The sequence below is a fragment of the Noviherbaspirillum soli genome, from assembly GCF_015352955.1.
GTDB classification, from domain to species: Bacteria; Pseudomonadota; Gammaproteobacteria; order Burkholderiales; family Burkholderiaceae_D; genus Noviherbaspirillum_A; species Noviherbaspirillum_A soli.
Genome location: NZ_JACYOX010000002.1, coordinates 280575 through 299813, shown reverse-complemented (window position 1 = coordinate 299813; position 19239 = coordinate 280575). Strand labels below are relative to the sequence as shown.

Sequence of the window (19239 nt, the reverse complement as noted above, 5' to 3'; positions counted from 1 at the left end):
TTTTGTGCGAGATTATTTGCGAAGCGCATAGACAATTTCCTTGAAGAAAAATATTTACCACCCGCAACCGAAAGTAGTTACCATGTATCACCTTGTAGTTGACATGGGATAGCGGTCCCCCTGGCCGGCAATCGATCTTGCATCTCGTGCAACACAGGTGATAGCAAATCAATGCGGGCGCCGCGCTTCCAGGCGGCAGCGGCGGCAGCAAGGCCGCATCAGTGTAAAAGGCAGCGAAAATCGTGTCGGTCCTGAAGAAAAACAATGTCCGCATTCTCGGCGACGGGCCGAAAACCATGGTCTTCGCCCACGGTTACGGATGCGACCAGAATGTGTGGCGTTTCATCACGCCCGCCTTTTCCTCGCAATACCGCATCGTGCTGTTCGACCATGTAGGCGCCGGCAATTCCGACCTGGTGCAATACAGCACCCGGCAATACAGTTCGCTGCAGGCCTATGCCAGCGACCTGCTTGAAATTCTCGAAGAACTCGGGATCGAGTTGGCCATCTACATCGGGCATTCGGTAAGCGCCATGATCGGCATCCTCGCCGCGATCCGCGCGCCGGAACGGTTCGACCGACTGGTGCTGGTCGGCCCCTCGCCCTGCTACATCAATGACGGCGACTACACCGGCGGCTTCACGCGGGCAGACATCGACGAACTGCTGGAGGTGCTCAGCGCAAATTACCTTGGCTGGTCGTCCAGCATGGCGCCGTTGATCATGAACCAGCCCGGGCAGCCGGAACTGGCGGACGAGCTTTACAACAGCTTCTGCCGCACCGACCCGCAAATCGCCAGGCAGTTCGCGCGGGTCACCTTCCTCGGCGACAACCGGGCCGACCTGCGGCTGCTGACCCGGCCTGCGCTGATACTGCAATGTTCCGACGATGCGATCGCGCCGGTTGCAGTAGGCAATTACATGCATCGCCAGATGCCGCAAAGCACGCTGATGCGGATGGAGGCGGCGGGCCATTGCCCGCACATGTCCGCGCCGCAGGAAACCATCGCCGCGATCCGTTCCTTCATATGAAATCCGCCGACGCCCCCGATCAAGCAGGCAAGCGCCAGCTCGGTCCCGCCTTGCTGGAAGAAAGCGTCGAAGAAATCTACGAGCATGCCTCATGCGGCTACCTGTCCACCGGCCCGGATGGCAGGATCATCAAGGTCAACCAGACCTTCCTCGACAGCACCGGCTATGCCCGCGACGAAGTCCTGGGCAAGAAGCGCTTCGAGGACTTCCTGACACCCGCGGCGCGCATCTTTTTCCAGAGCCAGTCCTGGCCGTTGCTGCATCTGCAGGGCCGCATCGACGAAGTGGCTTACCAGATCGTCACCCGCAACGGCGAACGGCTGCCGACGCTGGTCAATATCCGTCAAAAAAATGATGATCATGGATGCGCGGTGGTGCGGCGCATTACTGTCTTCACCGCCGCCGACCGCTGGCGCTACGAGCAGGAACTGCTCATGGCGCGCCAGACCTCCGAACAGTCCAGCCGGCAGCTCGAGACGCTGAACCAGCAGCTCATGGATACCAACGCCGCGCTGCATGCGCAGGGCGAAAGGCTGCGGGTCATCCTCAATTCCATCACCGACGGCGTGATTGCCACCAACGTGGCCGGCCAGGTCACCTATCTCAACCCGGTGGCCGAAGCCATCACCGGGAGGCGCCGCAACGAGGCCAAGGGCAAGCTGCTGGCCGAAGTCTTGCCGATCGGCGAGGCGCAGGCAGCGGCACTGCTGGCGTCGGCCAACAGGCGGGCGCAAGGCCAACTGGACTACAGCATGGCCCAGCTGCATCGTCCGGCTGGCGGAACCGCCCATGTAACGCTGTCGGCGCAGTCGATGCACGATGCGGCGGGCAAGCTGGTGGGCGCCGTGATTGCGATCCGTGACGTCACCGAAGCGCAGGAATTGCAGGCCCGGCTGCATTTCCAGGCCACCCATGACGCACTGACAGGCCTGACCAACCGCAGCGAGTTCGAGCGCAGGCTGACAACGCTGCTGGAGGCGCCAGCCAGGGGCTGCGACATGCTCCTCTATCTTGACCTCGACCAGTTCAAGATCGTCAACGACACCTGTGGCCATGCCGCGGGCGACGAACTGTTGCGCCAGGTGGCCACCATCATGCAGGGCGACCTGCGCGACAACGACACGCTGGCCCGGCTGGGCGGCGACGAGTTCGGCCTGATCCTGCGCCGCGCCACGCCCGAACAGGGAATGACGGTGGCGCAGCGGTTGCGTGAAACCGTGTCCGACTTTCATTTCGTCTGGTCCGACAAGGTGTTTCCCATCGGCGTGAGCATCGGCGCGGTGCTGCTTGCGCCGGGGCGGATGTCGATCACCGACGCGCTGCGGGTGGCCGATGGGGCCTGCTACATCGCCAAGGAAAGAGGCCGCAACCGGGTTCACCTGTCAGCGGTGGACGACCATGCAATCCAGCAGCGCGAAGGCGAGATGAACTGGGTCAGCCGGATCCACGAGGCGCTGCGCGAACAGCGCTTCGTGCTCTACACCCAGCGTCTGCAGGGCCTGGGACCGGACAATGGCGCGGACGACCATCATGAAGTGCTGGTGCGCATGCTGGACCAGGGCGGCGGACTGATCGCGCCGGGCGCCTTCATTCCAGCGGCCGAGCGCTACGGCCTGATGCCGCAGATCGACCGCTGGATCGTCGGCACCGTGCTGGCGCATGCCGCTGCCGGATCCGCGACCTATGCGATCAACCTGTCCGGCGCCACTGTCTGCGACGACACCTTCCTGGCCTTCGTGCAGCAAAGCCTGCGCGAGCACGGCGCCGATCCCACGCGGATCTGCTTCGAGATCACCGAGACGGCGGCGATCGCCAATTTGCGCCAGGCCACTGCGCTGATCCGGGAACTCAAGGTCATGGGCTGCCGGTTTTCGCTGGACGATTTCGGCAGCGGCATGTCGTCCTTCGCGTACCTGAAGCACCTGCCGGTGGATTACCTGAAGATTGACGGCAGCTTCGTCAAGGACATGCTGGACGATCCGGTCGACCGCGCGATGGTGGAATCGATCAACCATATCGGCCATGTGATGAAGCTCAAGACCGTGGCCGAGTTCGTCGAGAACGACGCGGTGCTCGATGCGCTGCGCTCGATTGGCGTAGATTATGCGCAGGGTTACGGCGTGCAGAAGCCGGTGCCGATGGGCACCCGCGGCTGGCAGGCCGTGGCCTGAGGCGGCAGCCGGCACCCGGCGCCGCCATTCCCTATACCTTTCCGGACAAGGAGGCATGCGATGAAGCACATGATCGCCAGCATTCTGCTCGTAGCGAGCCACACGATGGCCGCCGCCGACAGCCCTGCGCCGCCGGCGGGCCAAAGCGCGACGGCGATTTTCGCCGGCGGCTGCTTCTGGTGCGTCGAAGCGGACTTTGAAAAACTGCCCGGCGTGATCGACGCCGAATCCGGCTACACCGGCGGCGCGGAAAAGAACCCGACCTACCAGCAGGTCAGCGCCGGCCGTACCGGCCATGCCGAGGCGGTGCGGGTCCGTTACGATCCGGCGCAGATCAGTTACGGGCAACTGCTGACGCACTTCTGGCGCAATATCGACCCGACCGTGAAGAACAGGCAGTTCTGCGACAGCGGCGCACAGTACCGCACCGCCATCTACTACCAGGACCAGGCGCAGCGCGAAGCGGCGCTGGCCAGCAAGGCGGCGCTGGAAAAGGAAAAACGCTTCGCACGGATCGAGACGGAAGTCACGGCAGCCGGGGCGTTTTACCCGGCCGAGCAATACCACCAGGACTACTACAAGAAGAATCCGGTGCGCTACAAGTTCTACCGCTACAACTGCGGCCGCGATGCACGGCTCAGGGAGTTATGGGGCGAGCCGCATTAGATCGGGCTCCGCCTGGCGCAAGCGCCGGCCGGGCGCTCCAGCCCCATGCCGATGTTCATGACGGGCGCTACCGCGCCACCCAGCCGCCGCACACAGGAAACACCTGCCCCACGAAACACGCGGCCGCGTCGCTGCACAGGAAGGCGGCGAACAGCGCATCCTCGCGCGGCGATACCAGCCTGCCCAGCGGCACTTCCCGGCGCAATCGTTCCTGGAATGCCGCCAGCGCCTGCACCTCGGGCGGAAAGTAAGTCGGGTTGTCGACGAAGTTCTGGGCGATCGCATTGACCTGCACATTGTGCGGCGCGACTTCCACGCCCACCGCCTGTATATAGGACAGTTGCGCGCCACGGGCAGCGCTGTAGCTGGAGGTGCGCTTCATGCCGCGCAGGGCCGAGGCGCTGCCCATCAGCAGGACCTTGCCGGCGCGGCGGGCAATCATCGCCGGCAGCGCGCCGCGCACCAGCCGCGCCATCGGGTCCACCATGTGGCCGAATACGTGCGCCCATTCCTCGTCGGTGGCGTCGGTGACGCTGGAAGTCGGCGCCGGCACTGCAAGGTTCAGCAGCAGCACATCGATATCGCCAGCCTCGGCCAGCGCCGCCGCCGAGGCCTCGGGCAGCCAGAGCGACCGCGTGTCCGCCACCACCTGCGCACCGAGTTCGGCGAACACTTCGCACAGCGTCGGCCCCATGAAGGCGTCGGCCTGGGTGATCAGCACCCGCTTGCCGGACAGGTCGGGCATGGTCATGAGGAATTTCCTTTTCAGGTCAGCAGAACATCAGCGCCAGCATGGCGGCATCGTCCACCACCATCATGGTCAGCGTGATGGACCAGCACATCAGGTGAGCGCGGAGGTTTGCCAGTGAAAGTGCATGCATGTCGGGCGGTGATCGGTTTTTTCTGTCGCAGTGTAGCAAAACCGGGATCGATACAGGGACATGGAAACCGCTTGAAACGCGCAGAAAAAAATGCCCGCCAGAATGGGCGGGCTGAAAACAACATTGGAGGAGACACCAAGTCAATCACGGCCGCCAGCCGGGAAACTTGATGCACCTGCACAAAATTATTTCTTCATAGAAATTTTAGCAAGCGCACCGCGCACCTCGAATTCCACCTTGTCCAGCACCCTGCCCTGCCGGTCGAGCAGTTCCAGGCGATGCCGGCCTGGCCACGGCGCCCATGCATGGCCGTCGCGCCCATCGGCAAGCGGCTTGCCGTCCATGCGCCAGCGCGGCTGCGCCACGCCCTGCGCCGAGAGCCGGATGCGCTGGCGCGCCGGTGGAATGTCCGGATCGAGCGCCACCACCATGCCAGGCGTCGGATAGCGGATCGCCGGCGCCAGCGCCTCCTGTTCGACGGCGACGACCAGCGCCTGGCCGGTGCCGGGCAGGAAATACTCGGTGCGGGACGCCTCCTCGCCGTGGCCGTAGCGGATCTCGCGCGCTGAAACGCCGGCTGGCCGGGCCGGCGCGGCGGACGGCGCGCCGGCATGCAGGTAATGCATGATGTCCTGCCAGACCGGGGCCGCGCCGGTCACGCCGGAGACATTCCACATCGGCTCGCCCGAGGCATTGCCGACCCAGACGCCCACCGTGTAGCGGGCCGAATAGCCGATGCACCAGTTGTCGCGCATGTCCTTGGAGGTGCCGGTCTTGACCGCGCTCCAGAAACGGGTGGACAGCGGGCTGTCCAGGCCAAAGGTGCGGGCACGGGCGCTGTTGTCGGACAGGATGTCGCCGATGATCCAGGCGGCGCTGCCGTCCATGACCTGCATCGGCGGCGCCACCGGCGCGCCCGGCACGGTGCGCACCGGCTGGCTGCGCCCGCCCGCGGCCAGTGCCCGGTAGGCATTGGTCAGCGCCAGCAGGCTGACGTCGGCGCTGCCCAGCGCCAGGCTGTAGCCATAGAAGTCGCCCGATTCCGGCAGCTTCACGCCCAGCGCCTGCAGCCGCTGGAACAGGCGCTCGGGCGTGACCAGCACCAGCGTGCGCACGGCCGGGATGTTGAGCGAGGACGCCAGCGCGGTGCGCAGGCTGACCGCGCCCTTGTATTGCTGGTCATAGTTCTGCGGCATGTACAGGCCGGACGCGGTGGCGAGGTTCAGCGGGCTGTCGTCCAGCAATGAGGCCGCCGTCAGCCAGCGCTCTTCCAGCGCCAGGCCGTACAGGAAGGGTTTCAGGGTAGAGCCGGCCTGGCGCGCCGCCAGCACGGCGTCGACCTCGCGCGCGTCCGACAGCGCGCCGCTGGAACCCACCCAGGCCAGCACCTCGCCACTGGCATTGTCCAGCACCAGCACGGCGCCATCCTCGATATTGCGGCCGTCGAGCGCGGCCAGGTGCCGCTGCAGCGCGTCGCGCGCATGGCGCTGCAGGCCGGCGTCCAGCGTGCTGGCGACCTGGCCGCCGGCCGCCTTCACCAGGCGCCGGCCGAGATGCGGCGCCAGCTGCGGCGCGCTGGCGACTGCGCGGTCGGGTCCGGCCAGGCGCGCCAGCCGCAGTTGCGTGATCCCTTCCAGCCCCTGGCACAGCGCCGGCGCGCCCTGCTCGGTGACGATGGCGCAGGCGCGGCGCGCCACCACGGCCGCACTGGCATTGGGGCCGCGGATCAGCGCCACCGCCAGCGCCGACTCGACCTGGTCCAGCCCTTCCGGATGCTTGCCGAACATGACCCGTGCCAGCGCATGCACGCCGACCAGTTCGCCGCGGAAATTGACCAGGTTCAGATAGGCTTCCAGGATCTGGTCCTTGCGCCAGGTACGCTCCAGCGCCTTCGCGGTCAGGGCCTGTTCCAGCTTCTGGCTGCCGCTGCGGGGCGCCGCGCCGCGCCGCAGGCCGTCGTCGAGCAGGCCGGCCAGCTGCATCGTGATGGTGGAGGCGCCCCGGGTACGGCTGTGCCACACGCTGCCCCAGGCCGCGGCGGCCACCGCGTTCCAGTCGATCCCGGCATGCTGGTAGAAGCGCTTGTCCTCGGAAGCGATCAGGGCGTTGCGCATCGCCGGCGAGATGTCGGCCAGCGACACCCAGGCCAGGCGGCGCGCGCTGGCATCGATGCGCACCTGCTGCAGCGGCGCGCCGTGCCGGTCGAGCAGCAGCGCGTCCGACGGCTGGAAGGCGGCGCGCACGTCGTCATAGGTTTGCATTGCCTGGACGGCGGATGCCGCGCACAGCAGCAGCAGGGGCAGCCAGCGCCGCATCACTTCACCTCCAGCGGCGCATTCGGCGCCATGCCATGCATTTCCGGCGCATACATCGCTTCCACCCGGGTCGGCGGCAACTGGAAGCGGCCGGGGTTGTTCAGGCGCACCGTGTAGCTGATGGTGCTGACGCCCTTGGGCAGGTAGCTGTAGTAGGCGCGGAAGCTGTCGAAGCTGCGCTCCTCGAAGGCCAGCCAGCCGTTGCCGGCGGATGGGGCATTGCCGGCGCTGGCGATGGCCGAGTCGCGCCCCAGGCCCGAGCCCAGGATGGTGGCGCCGGCCGGCACCGGGTCGGCCAGCACCACCTGGCTCATGTCGGCCTGGGCATCGACTTCCACCGTGATGCGCATCACGTCGCCGCGGCTGATGACGCCCTCCGTCTGCCGCTCCACCATCTCGGTCCTGCGCGTGATCCGGTAACCGCTGGAGAACGGCGCCTTCAGCGGCACCGCGGCCAGGCTCTGCAGCGTGACCCAGGGCTTGCCAGCGCCCTGCTGGGTCAGGGTGACAGCGTCGTCGGACCTCGGCGCCGCCGCCTTCCACGGCAGTTCGATCTTTCCGGCGCCGCCGCTCCAGGCATGGCTGGCCGTCCGTTCGGCGCCGCCCTGGCGCAGCAGCGCGCGGGTGACGCCGGCCGGCGCCTGCGCCTCGAACCGGGCCGAGAACTTGCGCAGCGCCAATGTGCCCCAGGCATTGGCGGTGGTGGTGTTCCAGTGGCCGCGCTGCTGGCGGCCGATGGCGCCGGTCAAGAAGCGCGGCAGGTCTTCGCGCCAGGCGGCATCGTCCAGCGACGCCAGCACCATGCGCACCGCGTTGGCGTCGGCGCCGGCCATCTGCCACCACCAGTAGTCGCTGGCCTCGGTGGAAAAGCCCATGCGGCTGCCCTGGAAGTTCAGGCGTGCGCGCAGTTCCTGCCCGGCGTCCTGCAGCCGGCGCGCATGGTTGGGCAGGCCGGGCGTGCGGCGCAGGATGGCGATCCAGTCCAGCAGCGCCGAGGTCGGCCAGAGGCCGGGCTGGACCTGGATCGCATCCAGCCCGCGCGTCGGCATGCGGCCGTAGCGCGACATCGCTTCCAGCGCCGCCAGCCGCCGCACGTCGCCATCCTTGCGCGGCGTCCAGTCGCGGCTGTCGATGCGGCCTTCGACATAGGCCTGCAGGCCCAGCAGCATGCGCTCCCGGCTCTGCTCCGGCAGCGCCAGGCCGGCTTCATGGCTGATCGCCAGCAGGTAGCTGGTCAGCACGGTGCTGCCATGGGCATCGGCGCTGGAGGAGGGGTAATAGCGGGCCAGGCCGTCGGTATCGAGGTACAGCGGCAGTTCGGCCATCAGGCGCTGCCAGGCCGCCTGGTCGTCCAGGCCGATCGCGCGCGAGGTCTTCTGCTCCAGGCAGGAATAGGGATACGCGCGGAAATAGCGCCGCAGGCCATCGGCCGCGCCGGCCAGGCTGGGCGAGAGCGACACCGCGATGCCGCCGCGCCCCGGCAGCGCGTCGGCGGCCTGGGCCAGCGCGATGGTGCGGCTGCCGTCCAGCTGGAACAGGCTGGCCTGCTGCACCGTGACCGGCACCGCCGGCACCAGCTTTTGCTCGACCTTCAGCGCGTCGGCGGCGCGCACGCCGCCGCTTTCCTGCGCCTTCAGTTCCCATGTCACCCGCTCGCCGTCCGCCGGCGCCGTTACCTCCCAGCGCAGTTCCTGGGCCTGGCCGGCCGCCAGCGTCAGCTTGCGCGGCGCGGCATCGAGCGCCAGGCCGTCGACCAGCGCACTGACCGACAATTCCATGCTGCGCTCGGCGCCGTTGCGCACCGTGGCCATGGCGCTGTAGCGGTCGCCCTGGCGCACCAGCGGCGGCAGGCCGGCGATGAGCTGCACGTCCTGGGTGCTGCGGATGCTGGTCTGGCCGTAGCCGAACAGCGCGGCGCCGCTGGTGGCCACCGCGACGATGCGAAACGAGGAAAGCGCATCGTTGAGCGGCACCTCGACCACGGCGCTGCCCTGCCCGTCCAGCCGTAGCGCCGGGCGCCACAGCAGCAGGGTGTCGGTCAGCTCGCGGGTGGCGGCGCGGCCGCCGCCGCCGCCGGCCGGCATGGCCTTGCGGCCGAAATGGCGCTTGCCCACCACCTGCATCTGGGCAGTCGCCGTCTGCACGCCATAGCCGCGCCGCTGCAGCATGGCCGGCAGCAGGTCCCAGCTGTCGTTGGACTGCAGTTCCAGCAGCGCCTCGTCCACCGCGGCCACGGCCACATCGGCGCCAGCCGCCGGCCGGCCATCCGGCAGCGTGGCCCTGATCGTCACCTGCGCCTTGCCGCGCACCGGATAGGCCGACTGCGCCGCATCGACCTTCACCTCCAGCTTGTGGCCGGCGGTGCCCACCGCGATCTCGGCAATGCCGAAGCGGAAGGCCGGCTTGGCCAGGTCCACCATCGGCCCCGGCGCCTTCCAGGTGCGGAAGTCCGCCAGCCAGCTGCGCGGCTCGCGCCAGCCCCAGGTGAAGAAGGAATACCACGGCACCTCGCGCAGCCGGCCGCGCACCGCCAGCACCGACACATAGACATTCGGCGCATGGGCCGCCGTCACCGGCACCCGGATCACCGGGTCGCGGCCGTTCAGCTGCACCACCCGGGTTTCCAGCACGCCCTCGCGCTCGATCGCCACCAGCGCGGTGGCCTGGCGGAACGGCATGCGCGCCTGGAACACGGCGGTTTCGCCGGGCTGGTACTGCTTGCGCTCGGGCAGCAGGTCCATCCGGTCCTGGTTGCCGGCGCCGAACCAGACATCGTCGGCGCCGCTGACCCAGACCGTGGTCGATGCCCGCGAATGCCGGCCCTTGTCATCGCTGGCCTGCGCGGTCAGCTCGACCTCGCCGGCCTCGCCCAGGTCCGCCTCGCAGACGAACAGGCCGCGCTCATCCGACTTGCCGCTGCACAGCCGGCCGAGTTCATTGCTGACGGTCTCGTTTTCATAGGCGTAGAAACCGCCGACCATGCGCTTGCGATGGGCATTGCGGCTGTGGCGCACGCCGCTGATTTCCATCGCCGCATTGGCGCGCGGCCGGCCTTCCAGGTCCAGCGCGAGCGCGGTCAGCCGGCTGCGCCTGCCGGCCGAGACCCAGTCTTCCTTCCTGATGCCGGCCACCACCGCCGCCGGCCACAGCGGCACGATCTGCGACACCGTCTGGATTTCGCCGTTGGGGTCGGCAAAGCGCATCTCCGCCAGCAGTTCGGCCGCGCCGGTGACGGCCGGGAATTCGCGCACCGCGGTGCTGGCGATGCCGTTGCGGTCGAGCCGGATGGCGAGCTTGTCGGCGACGATCTTCTGCTCCTCCTCGTTCTCGGCGTTCCTGCCGGAGAAGCGAAACGCTTCATAGCCGGGAAAGGATGGCGTGCGATTGCGCATCAGCGCCGTCAGCTGCACCGGCAGGCCGGCCGCGCCGCCGCCGTTGAGGTAGTTCAGCTGCACCGTGAGCGGCACTTCCTTCGGCGCCACCTGCGGCGACTTCGGCGGCGCGATGCGGCCCTGCAGCACCGGCAGCCGGAATTCCTCGACCCGGAAGCTGCCGCTCGGGTAGCGGCGGCCGTGTCCGTCGTCGCCATCGCCATCGGCATTGTCGCCGCCAGCCTTGACCGGCCCGCTGTCGAGCATCACGTCGTAGCGGCCCAGCCTGGCCTGCGCCGGAATGGCGAAACTGGTCTCGGCGCTGCCTTCGCCGCGCCAGGCCAGCGGAAAACGGAATTCCTGGCCGCTGCCCTGGTGCATGATGCGGACCCGGTTGGGCAGGTCGCCGGCCGGCGGCAGCGACAGGCCCTTGCCGGTTTCCACCCGCATCAGATGCTTCATCGACACCGTCTGTCCGGCGCGGAACAGGGTGCGGTCGAACATGGTATGGGCGCGCCTGGTGGCTGCCGCATCGGTGTCGACCGGCAGATTGAAGCGGAACGGCTCGATGCCGTCATTCCAGGAAGTCAGCGCAAAGGCCATGTCGGGCTTGCCGCGGGCATCGGGCGCGCGGGCGCTGACGAACAGGCCGTCGACCAGCCGGTTGTCCCAGCGCGCGTTGTTGCACTGCGCATCCATCTGGCGCGGCACCGGCGCCACGCCGTCGGCGCCGGTCCTGCCGCGCCACAGCTCCTTGCCGACGCAATCGGAAATGCGCACATCGGCGTCGGGCACCGGCTTGCCCGCATCCAGCGTGGTGACCCAGACCGCGCCATTCTCGCGGCCCACCTTCACATGCACCGCCAGGTTGGTCACCAGCGCACTGGTGCGCACATACATCGGCGCCGGCTTGTCCAGCAGCGCCGTGCCCAGCCGGGTCGAGGCCAGTTCCATCACATAGAAACCCGCGCCCGGCATCGGGATGCCGAGCACCTCGAACGGGCGTCTGGCGCCGCCATCGACATGCGGCCCGGGCAGCGCGGTCCTGCGGGCGTTCGGCTCCTTGTCCAGCAAGGCCAGGCTGCGTGTCTGCACATCCTTGCCGTCAATCTCCACCGTGCTTTCATGGTAGCGGTTCAGGCGCTTCATCCAGGCCATGATGGCGGCGTCGCCCTCCACCCGCAGGCTGGCCAGCATGGGCGCGGCCGCGGCCTCGATGCCGCGCACCGTGACCGGCACCGCCGGCGCATCGTCAAGCTCGACGATGCCGAACGGCGCGGTGGCGAACTTGGCCAGCGGCGGATAGGCCGCCATGGTCAGGTGCATCGGAAACAGGCTGGCGTTGGCAAGCGGCCGGCCGGCATCGTCGGCCAGCCGGTGCGGCAGTTCCAGCACCAGCCGGGCGTTTTCCGGGAAATTGGGCTTGAAGGTCAGCATCGTCACCATGTCGTCGCCTTCATCGCCTTCGATGATCGGTGTGTATTTCCTGCTGCTGCCGCCCAGCACGATTTTCCGCGCCATCTCGCGCTTGATCGGGGCGCTGAAGGACAGGGTCAGCGGCGACAGCGGCATGCAGCCGGCGCGGGCGTTTTCCCGTTCGCAGGAAAAGCTGGCGGTGAATGCGCGGCGCACCTTGTAGTCGAAGCGCTGCGGCCCGGTGGTGGCCATGCCGCTGGGCGTGGCGACGCCCTTGTCCCAGACCAGACGCACCGCCGCGTCGTTGGGCAGGCGCTGCGCGCATTGCAGCGTGGTGATGCGCTCGGGCGGCGTTTTCTGCGCGAACCGCTTGACCAGCGCCTCGCGCGCCGGCCCCGTCACCAGTTTCACCGGGATGCGTTCCTGTATGCCCTCCGCCTCGCAATGGACATGGGCAAGCAGGCTGGCCTCGGTGGCCTGGCCGTTCTGGATGGCCAGAAAGACCTGCTCCTCTTCCACCGGCATCCACTCCTCCGGAGCGATGCGCTGCACCACCGGGCCGCCGGTGCTGAACTGGAAACCGGTCGCGCCCTGCACCGGCGTGCCGGACAGCAGCCTGAAGTCCTTCTTTAATAGAAAACGGCAACTGACGCCGGCCGGCAGGTCGCGCTCGAAGTCATACACCCAGTTGCGCTCGTCGGCCCAGCGGCCGCTGCCGGCTTCGCTGCACTGGATGTCGAACGGCGCCGGCGCGCGCGGATCGCCGGCCTTCACCGCCGGTTCGGAAAACGTGGCCCGCACCTGGCGCGCCTTGCTGACCGTGCCCTGCGGCGAAAACTGGCTGATGCTTCCTGCCTGAGCCAGCACGGCCCAGGCCAGCAAGGCCAGGCCACACAGCCGACTGCGCTTACCCATATGCACTCCCTGTTGTTATTAAAGGCACAAAGCGACCCGTGGAAATTGCACCCGTTCCGGCGGCGCAGCCTCCCCGATTACGATAAACTCCTGATTTTTCATGATTTCGGATCCTGTTCATGGGCGCTAAACGCATCCTTTCGACCCTGGCAATCGGCGCGGTGCTGGCCGCCAGCCTGCCCGCGCAGGCGCTGGAACGGCTGTTTCCGCCCAACATCAAGCGCGGCACGATGTCCAATGTCGACTTTCCCAGCGTCAGCGTGAATGGCAGCCAGCGCAGGCTGGCGCCGGGCGCATGGATCAGGAACGAAAACAACATGATCGATATGCCGGTAACGCTGCGTGGCCGCGAGTTCACCGTGAACTACACCGAAAACCCGCAGGGCGACATCGACCGGGTCTGGATCCTGACTCCGGCCGAAGCCAGCGCGCCGCTGCCCAAACCGTCTCAGCAATAACATTCCATGCAAAAGAAAGTATTCATCAAGACCTTCGGCTGCCAGATGAACGAGTACGACTCGGACAAGATGGCCGATGTGCTCAACGCCGCCGACGGCTATGTCAAGACCGACACGCCGGACGATGCCGACATCATTCTCTTCAATACCTGCTCCGTGCGTGAAAAGGCGCAGGAAAAGGTGTTTTCCGACCTTGGCCGGGTGCGCGAGCTCAAGCGGGCAAACCCGGATCTCGTGATCGGCGTGGGCGGCTGCGTGGCCTCGCAGGAAGGCGAGGCCATCATCAAGCGCGCGCCCTATGTCGACCTGGTGTTCGGCCCGCAGACCCTGCACCGCCTGCCCGACATGCTGCACAAGCGGCGCGACAGCGGCCGCTCGCAGGTGGACATCAGCTTCCCGGAGATCGAGAAGTTCGACCACCTGCCGCCGGCGCGGGTGGAAGGCCCGACCGCCTTCGTCTCCATCATGGAAGGCTGCAGCAAGTACTGCAGCTATTGCGTGGTGCCCTATACCCGCGGCGAGGAAGTGTCGCGCCGCTTCGACGACGTGCTGGCCGAAGTGGCCGGCCTGGAAGCCCAGGGCGTGAAGGAAATCACGCTGCTCGGACAGAACGTCAATGCCTATCGCGGCGAAATGGCCGACGGCGAGATCGCCGACTTCGCGCTGCTGATCGAATACATCGCCGAACTCGACGGCATCGAACGCATCCGCTACGTCACCAGCCACCCCAAGGAATTCACCCAGCGCCTGATCGACGCCTATGCCCGCGTGCCCAAGCTGGTCAATCATCTCTACCTGCCGGCCCAGCACGGCGCCGACAAGATCCTGGCGGCAATGAAGCGCGGCTATACCGCGCTGGAATACAAGTCCATCATCCGCCGCCTGCGCGAAGTGCGGCCCGACATTGCGATCTCCTCCGACTTCATCGTCGGCTTTCCGGGCGAGACCGATGCCGACTTCGAGGCCATGATGAAACTCATCGGCGACATCGGCTACGACAACAGCTTTTCCTTCATCTTCAGCCCGCGCCCCGGCACGCCGGCCGCCAACCTGGCCGACGACACGCCGCATGAAGTCAAGCTGGCCCGCCTGCAGCGCCTGCAGGCGGCGATTGCCGACAACACCAGGCGCTACAGCGACCGCATGGTGGGCAGCGTGCAGCGCATCCTGGTCGAAGGTCCTTCCAAGAAGGACCCGCAGCAGCTGCAGGGACGCACGGAAAACAACCGTGTTGTCAATTTTGAAGGCGATGCGGAACTGATCGGCCAGATGATCGATCTTCGTATTACCGAGTCCTTTGCCTATTCGCTGCGCGGCGAACTGATACCCGATTGAAACCCTTTCTCACAGACAAGAAGCAAACCCCCGACTTGAAGAACAAGCCCCTGCAACCCATGCATTTCGAGCCCCAGCCGGTAGACAACAACCGGCTGGCCCACCTCTGCGGTCCGATGGATGAAAACCTGCGCCAGATCTCCGCGGCGCTGGACGTCACGCTGTTCCGGCGCGGCGAAAAATTCATCGTCTCCGGCGCCAATGCCGAGCGCGCGGTCGACATCCTGCAAAAGTTCTATGCCCTGGCCGACCGGCCGGTGTCGGTGGAAGACGTGCAGCTGGCGCTGGTGGAACAGCGCGCCACCCTGGCGCAGGCGGTCGAGAAGCCGGCGATCCTGGCCAAAAAGACCGAGATCGATGAACAGCAGCCGCCGGTGGACATGCCGGTGCTGAAAACCCGGCGCAACGACCTGCGCGGCCGCACGCCGCACCAGAATCATTACCTGAAGGCCATCCTGGAGCACGACGTCACCTTCGGCATCGGCCCGGCCGGCACCGGCAAGACCTACCTGGCGGTGGCCTGCGCGGTGGATGCGCTGGAGCGCGACGCGGTCAAGCGCATCGTGCTGACCCGCCCGGCGGTGGAAGCCGGCGAGCGCCTGGGTTTCCTGCCCGGCGACCTGGCGCAGAAGGTCGACCCCTACCTGCGCCCGCTGTACGACGCGCTGTACGACCTGATGGGCTTCGACCGGGTGCAGAAGATGTTCGAGAAGCAGGCCATCGAGATCGCGCCGCTGGCCTACATGCGCGGCCGCACGCTGAACCACGCCTTCATCATCCTGGACGAGGCGCAGAACACCACGCCCGAGCAGATGAAGATGTTCCTCACCCGCATCGGCTTCGGCAGCAAGTCGGTGGTGACCGGCGACGTGACGCAGATCGACCTGCAGCGCAACCAGAAATCCGGCCTGATCGACGCGATGAATGTGCTGAAGGACGTGCGCGGCATTGCCTTCACCCACTTCACCAGCGCCGACGTGGTGCGCCATCCGCTGGTGGCGCGCATCGTGGACGCCTATGAATCGGCCAGCGAAGTCAGCGCGGCCACAGCCAGCTTCAAAGATGCCATCAAAAAATAAGCTGACGCTGTCCCTGCAGTTCGCCGACCCGCGCGCCCGCGATCAGCTGAATCGCTCCGACGTGCGGCGCTGGGCACAGGCCGCGCTGTTCGCGCCGGCCGAACTCACCATCCGTTTCGTCGACGCCGAGGAAGGCCGCACCCTGAATCGCGACTACCGCGGCAAGGACTACGCCACCAACGTGCTGACCTTCGCCTATACCGAGGATGAAAGCGCGCCGGTCACCGAGGCCGACATCATTCTCTGCACCGACGTGCTGGAACGGGAAGCGGCCGAACAGGGCCTTGAAATCGGCGCCCATGCCGCCCATCTGATCGTTCACGGCGTGCTGCATGCCCAGGGCTACGACCATGAGGACGAGGTGGAAGCGGCCGAAATGGAAGCCCTGGAAACCGAGATCCTGGCCACGCTGGGCATTGCCAATCCCTATGCCGAACGCTGAACGCCGAACTGCCGTGGCGCAAGGCCGCATCCGTTTTTCGTGGCCTTCCTGCCAACTGTTGTATCCTATCTCCCTTTAAAACGACGGCATTACGCCACTATGCAAGACTATCCCAGTAGCGTTAAGCATCCTGACGCCAAACCCCACCGGTCACTGCTGGAACGCCTGACCGCCCTGATTTCCCCCGAACCAGAAAACCGCGCAGAACTGCTGGAAATTCTGCACGACGCCCATGAGCGCAACCTGATCGACGCCGATGCGCTGTCGATGATCGAAGGCGTGTTCCAGGTTTCCGACCTGTCCGCCCGCGACATCATGGTGCCGCGCTCGCAGGTCGACATGGTCGACATCAGCAAGCCGATCGAGGAATGGATGCCGCTGGTGCTGGAAACCGCGCACTCCCGCTTTCCGGCCGTGGATGGCGAACGCGACAAGGTGATCGGCATCCTGCTGGCCAAGGACCTGCTGCGCTATTACGCGGAAGAATCGTTCGATGTGCGCGGCATGCTGCGTCCGGCGGTGTTCATCCCCGAATCCAAGCGCCTGAACGTGCTGCTGCGCGACTTCCGCGCCAACCGCAACCACATGGCGGTGGTGGTCGACGAATACGGCGGCGTGGCTGGCCTGATCACCATCGAGGACGTGCTGGAGCAGATCGTCGGCGATATCGAGGACGAATACGATTTCGACGAGGAAGAGGACAACATCCTCGCGCTGAAGGACGGCCCGCTGGGCCCGCGCTGGCGGGTCAAGGCGCTGACCGAGATCGAGCAGTTCAATGACGGCATCGGCACCCATTTCAACGACGACGGCGTCGACACCATAGGCGGCCTGGTGGCCGGCCACCTGGGCCGCATGCCGCGCAAGGGCGAAGCCTTCGACCTGGCCGGACTGCGCTTCGAGGTCCTGCGGGCAGACGCCCGCCAGGTGCATGTGCTGCTGGTGGAAAAACTCCCGCCCGCACTGCCTTCCAGGGACGAAGACAATCTCTGAACCGAAGCAGCCGCAAGCCGCCTCATCCCGGCGCCACCCGCCTTCCCAGGGCGGCGGCGCCGGACTGCCTGACATCAATCAATAACAAGAAACAAGACGCGGATGCCTTCCGATTCCCTTTCCCCCGCACTTTCACGCTGGGCGCCGCTGTGGGCGCTGCTGGCCGGCGCCTTTGCCGTATTTTCCTTTGCGCCACTGTCATGGTGGCCGCTGCAGATCGTCAGTCTGGCGCTGCTGCTGTGGCTGGCGCTCGGCCAGAACCGCCCGCGCCGCAGCGCCCTCATCGGCTGGTGCTTCAGCCTCGGCTGGATGGTGGCCGGCACACACTGGCTGTACATCAGCATGCACGACTATGGCGGCATGCCGGCGCCGATCGCGGCCGCGGCCGTGCTGCTGCTGTCAGCGGCGATGGCGCTGTATGCGGCCCTCGCCATGGCAACCGGAACCTGGCTGCGGCTGCGCTGCTCGCTGTCGCCGGCAACCACCCTGCTGCTGGTCTATCCGCCGCTGTGGGCGCTGGGCGAATGGCTGCGCAACTGGGTAGCCACCGGCTTTCCGTGGATCGTGTCCGGCTATGCCCATGTCAGCAGCCCGCTGGCCGGCTATGCGCCGGTGCTGGGCGTCTACGGCATCGGCTGGCTGGCGGTGCTGCTGGCCGCCTGCCTGGTGCTGGCGTTCGGCCCGCGCCGCAAGCTGGCATTGACGCTGGGCGCGGCGGTGATGGCGCTCGGCATCGGCCTGAACCAGCTGGCCTGGACAGAGAACAATGGCGGGCCGATCTCGGTGCGCCTGCTGCAGGGCAACGTGCCGCAGGAAATGAAGTTCAACCCGGAACGCACCAATGACACCCTGGCGCTGTACCACGAGATGCTGACCGAGGCGCGCGCCGACCTGATCGCCACGCCCGAGACCGCGCTGCCGCTGATGGCGCATGCGCTGCCGCCCGACTACCTGGAACTGCTGTCGTCCTTTGCCCGCCAGTCGAAAAGCAATCTGCTGGTCGGCGTGCCGGTCAGCGACCATCCCGGCGCCTATGCCAACAGCCTGCTCGGCTTCAGCGCCGCCGGCGCGCCCCAGCCCTACCGTTACGACAAGCACCACCTGGTGCCGTTCGGCGAATTCATCCCGCCGGGATTCCGCTGGTTCGTCGAACTGATGAACATCCCGCTGGGCGACTTCACCCGCGGCGCGCCGGTGCAGGCGCCGTTCGAGGCCGCCGGCCAGTGGGTATTGCCCAACATCTGCTATGAAGACCTGTTTGGCGAAGAGATTGCCGACCAGATCGCGGCCAGTTATTTTTCCGGCCAGCCGCAGGCCACCATGATGCTCAACGTGTCCAACATCGCCTGGTTCGGCGATTCCATCGCGCTGCCGCAGCATCTGCAGATCTCGCAGATGCGCGCGCTGGAAATGCGCCGGCCCATGCTGCGCGCCACCAATACCGGCGCCACCGCCGTGGTGGATGCGCGCGGCCGGGTGCAGGCGCAACTGGCGCCCTTCACCTTCGGCGTGCTGAGCGCGCAGGTGCAGGGCATGCGCGGCTGGACGCCCTACATCCTGTTCGGCAACACGCTGGTGCTGACCGCGGCGCTGCTGGTGCTGGGAGGGGTCTGGTATGGCGCGCGGAAGCGCCGCAGGGAAAGTGTAGAGCCCGTGGCGTGAAACTGAAGGTCGCTGGATGATGCCCGGCAAAGGACAGCGTGTCCTGACCTGGATGAACCGGGCTTGGTAGGGTGCAATACCCGAAGGGCATTGCACCGCCGACGGCAGCGCAAAGAGGCATCCGGTTCTGCTTGATCAGCCGGCCTTTGCCCTTGCTTTTGAAGAACGGGTGCGGCGGCGTGTGCGACGCGGCGGAATGCCCCTTCGGGGTATTCCGCCCTACGCCTGAATGGTGCCCCGCACAGGACAGCGTGTCCTGACCTGGATGAACCGGGCTTGGTAGGGTGCAATACCCGAAGGGCATTGCACCGCCGACGGCAGCGCAAAGAGGCATAGCGGTTCTGCTTGATCAGCCGGCCTTTGCCCTTGCTTTTGAAGTCCACTTGCTCGCGCCGGACAGCGGCGCCTGAAGCGGAACGGGTGCGGCGGCGTGTGCGACGCGGCGGAATGCCCCTTCGGGGTATTCCACCCTACGACTGGCATGGCGCGCGGAAGGTGCAATGC

The 19239-nt window shown here is 66.7% G+C and carries 12 protein-coding genes; 9 read left to right on the top strand and 3 right to left on the bottom strand.

The features are described 5' to 3' along the window. The first annotated feature begins 242 nt into the window (after positions 1 to 242). Genes IGW04_RS03660 through msrA form a run of 3 tightly spaced genes read left to right on the top strand, consistent with a single transcriptional unit; the run spans position 243 to position 3868 of the window. Positions 243 to 1031: an alpha/beta fold hydrolase gene (locus IGW04_RS03660; RefSeq protein ID WP_323744805.1), complete on the top strand. Its 789-nt coding sequence runs from the start codon at positions 243 to 245 to the stop codon at positions 1029 to 1031. Then, a complete protein-coding gene (locus tag IGW04_RS03655; RefSeq protein WP_194711661.1) occupies positions 1028 to 3202 on the top strand; it encodes a bifunctional diguanylate cyclase/phosphodiesterase in 2175 nt (724 codons plus the stop codon). Before IGW04_RS03660 ends, IGW04_RS03655 begins: the two co-directional genes overlap by 4 nt. Positions 3203 to 3262: 60 nt before the next feature. Continuing rightward, complete coding sequence (gene msrA, locus IGW04_RS03650; RefSeq protein WP_194711660.1) at positions 3263 to 3868, top strand: peptide-methionine (S)-S-oxide reductase MsrA; 606 nt, start codon at positions 3263 to 3265, stop codon at positions 3866 to 3868. 67 nt (positions 3869 to 3935) lie between these two features. Here the strand turns inward: msrA and IGW04_RS03645 are convergent, their stop codons facing one another. The 3 genes from IGW04_RS03645 to IGW04_RS03635 form a co-directional block, all read right to left on the bottom strand. Beyond that, positions 3936 to 4619, bottom strand: a complete 684-nt coding sequence (locus IGW04_RS03645) for an SDR family NAD(P)-dependent oxidoreductase (RefSeq protein ID WP_228526807.1) — start codon at positions 4617 to 4619, stop codon at positions 3936 to 3938. 315 nt (positions 4620 to 4934) lie between these two features. Further along, a complete protein-coding gene (gene pbpC, locus IGW04_RS03640; RefSeq protein ID WP_194711659.1) occupies positions 4935 to 7064 on the bottom strand; it encodes a penicillin-binding protein 1C in 2130 nt (709 codons plus the stop codon). Beyond that, entirely contained in the window at positions 7064 to 12766 is a 5703-nt protein-coding gene (locus IGW04_RS03635) for an alpha-2-macroglobulin family protein (RefSeq protein ID WP_194711658.1), read from the bottom strand. Before IGW04_RS03635 ends, pbpC begins: the two co-directional genes overlap by 1 nt. Positions 12767 to 12885: 119 nt before the next feature. On the opposite strand from IGW04_RS03635, the gene IGW04_RS03630 reads away from it, so the two are divergent. From IGW04_RS03630 to lnt, 6 genes are all read left to right on the top strand, one after another. Next, complete coding sequence (locus tag IGW04_RS03630; protein WP_194711657.1) at positions 12886 to 13224, top strand: hypothetical protein; 339 nt, start codon at positions 12886 to 12888, stop codon at positions 13222 to 13224. A gap of 6 nt (positions 13225 to 13230) precedes the next feature. Beyond that, positions 13231 to 14559, top strand: coding sequence for a tRNA (N6-isopentenyl adenosine(37)-C2)-methylthiotransferase MiaB (miaB, locus tag IGW04_RS03625; RefSeq protein ID WP_194711656.1), 1329 nt, complete (start codon positions 13231 to 13233; stop codon positions 14557 to 14559). Positions 14560 to 14594: 35 nt separating this feature from the next. Then, on the top strand, positions 14595 to 15638 hold the full coding sequence (locus IGW04_RS03620; protein ID WP_194711655.1) for a PhoH family protein: 1044 nt from the start codon (positions 14595 to 14597) through the stop codon (positions 15636 to 15638). Beyond that, complete coding sequence (gene ybeY, locus IGW04_RS03615) at positions 15622 to 16080, top strand: rRNA maturation RNase YbeY (RefSeq protein ID WP_194711654.1); 459 nt, start codon at positions 15622 to 15624, stop codon at positions 16078 to 16080. Before IGW04_RS03620 ends, ybeY begins: the two co-directional genes overlap by 17 nt. A gap of 99 nt (positions 16081 to 16179) precedes the next feature. Continuing rightward, entirely contained in the window at positions 16180 to 17073 is an 894-nt protein-coding gene (locus tag IGW04_RS03610) for an HlyC/CorC family transporter (protein WP_194711653.1), read from the top strand. A gap of 102 nt (positions 17074 to 17175) precedes the next feature. Beyond that, positions 17176 to 18735, top strand: a complete 1560-nt coding sequence (gene lnt / locus IGW04_RS03605) for an apolipoprotein N-acyltransferase (RefSeq protein ID WP_194711652.1) — start codon at positions 17176 to 17178, stop codon at positions 18733 to 18735. The last annotated feature ends 504 nt before the right edge of the window (positions 18736 to 19239 follow it).

Coding starts and splice junctions, on each gene's coding strand:
- IGW04_RS03655 (WP_194711661.1), top strand. CDS start 1,028: ATGAAATCCGCCGACGCCCCCGATCAAGCAGGCAAGCGCCAGCTCGGT.
- msrA (WP_194711660.1), top strand. CDS start 3,263: ATGAAGCACATGATCGCCAGCATTCTGCTCGTAGCGAGCCACACGATG.
- IGW04_RS03645 (WP_228526807.1), bottom strand. CDS start 4,619: ATGACCATGCCCGACCTGTCCGGCAAGCGGGTGCTGATCACCCAGGCC.
- pbpC (WP_194711659.1), bottom strand. CDS start 7,064: ATGCGGCGCTGGCTGCCCCTGCTGCTGCTGTGCGCGGCATCCGCCGTC.
- IGW04_RS03635 (WP_194711658.1), bottom strand. CDS start 12,766: ATGGGTAAGCGCAGTCGGCTGTGTGGCCTGGCCTTGCTGGCCTGGGCC.
- IGW04_RS03630 (WP_194711657.1), top strand. CDS start 12,886: ATGGGCGCTAAACGCATCCTTTCGACCCTGGCAATCGGCGCGGTGCTG.
- miaB (WP_194711656.1), top strand. CDS start 13,231: ATGCAAAAGAAAGTATTCATCAAGACCTTCGGCTGCCAGATGAACGAG.
- ybeY (WP_194711654.1), top strand. CDS start 15,622: ATGCCATCAAAAAATAAGCTGACGCTGTCCCTGCAGTTCGCCGACCCG.
- IGW04_RS03610 (WP_194711653.1), top strand. CDS start 16,180: ATGCAAGACTATCCCAGTAGCGTTAAGCATCCTGACGCCAAACCCCAC.
- lnt (WP_194711652.1), top strand. CDS start 17,176: ATGCCTTCCGATTCCCTTTCCCCCGCACTTTCACGCTGGGCGCCGCTG.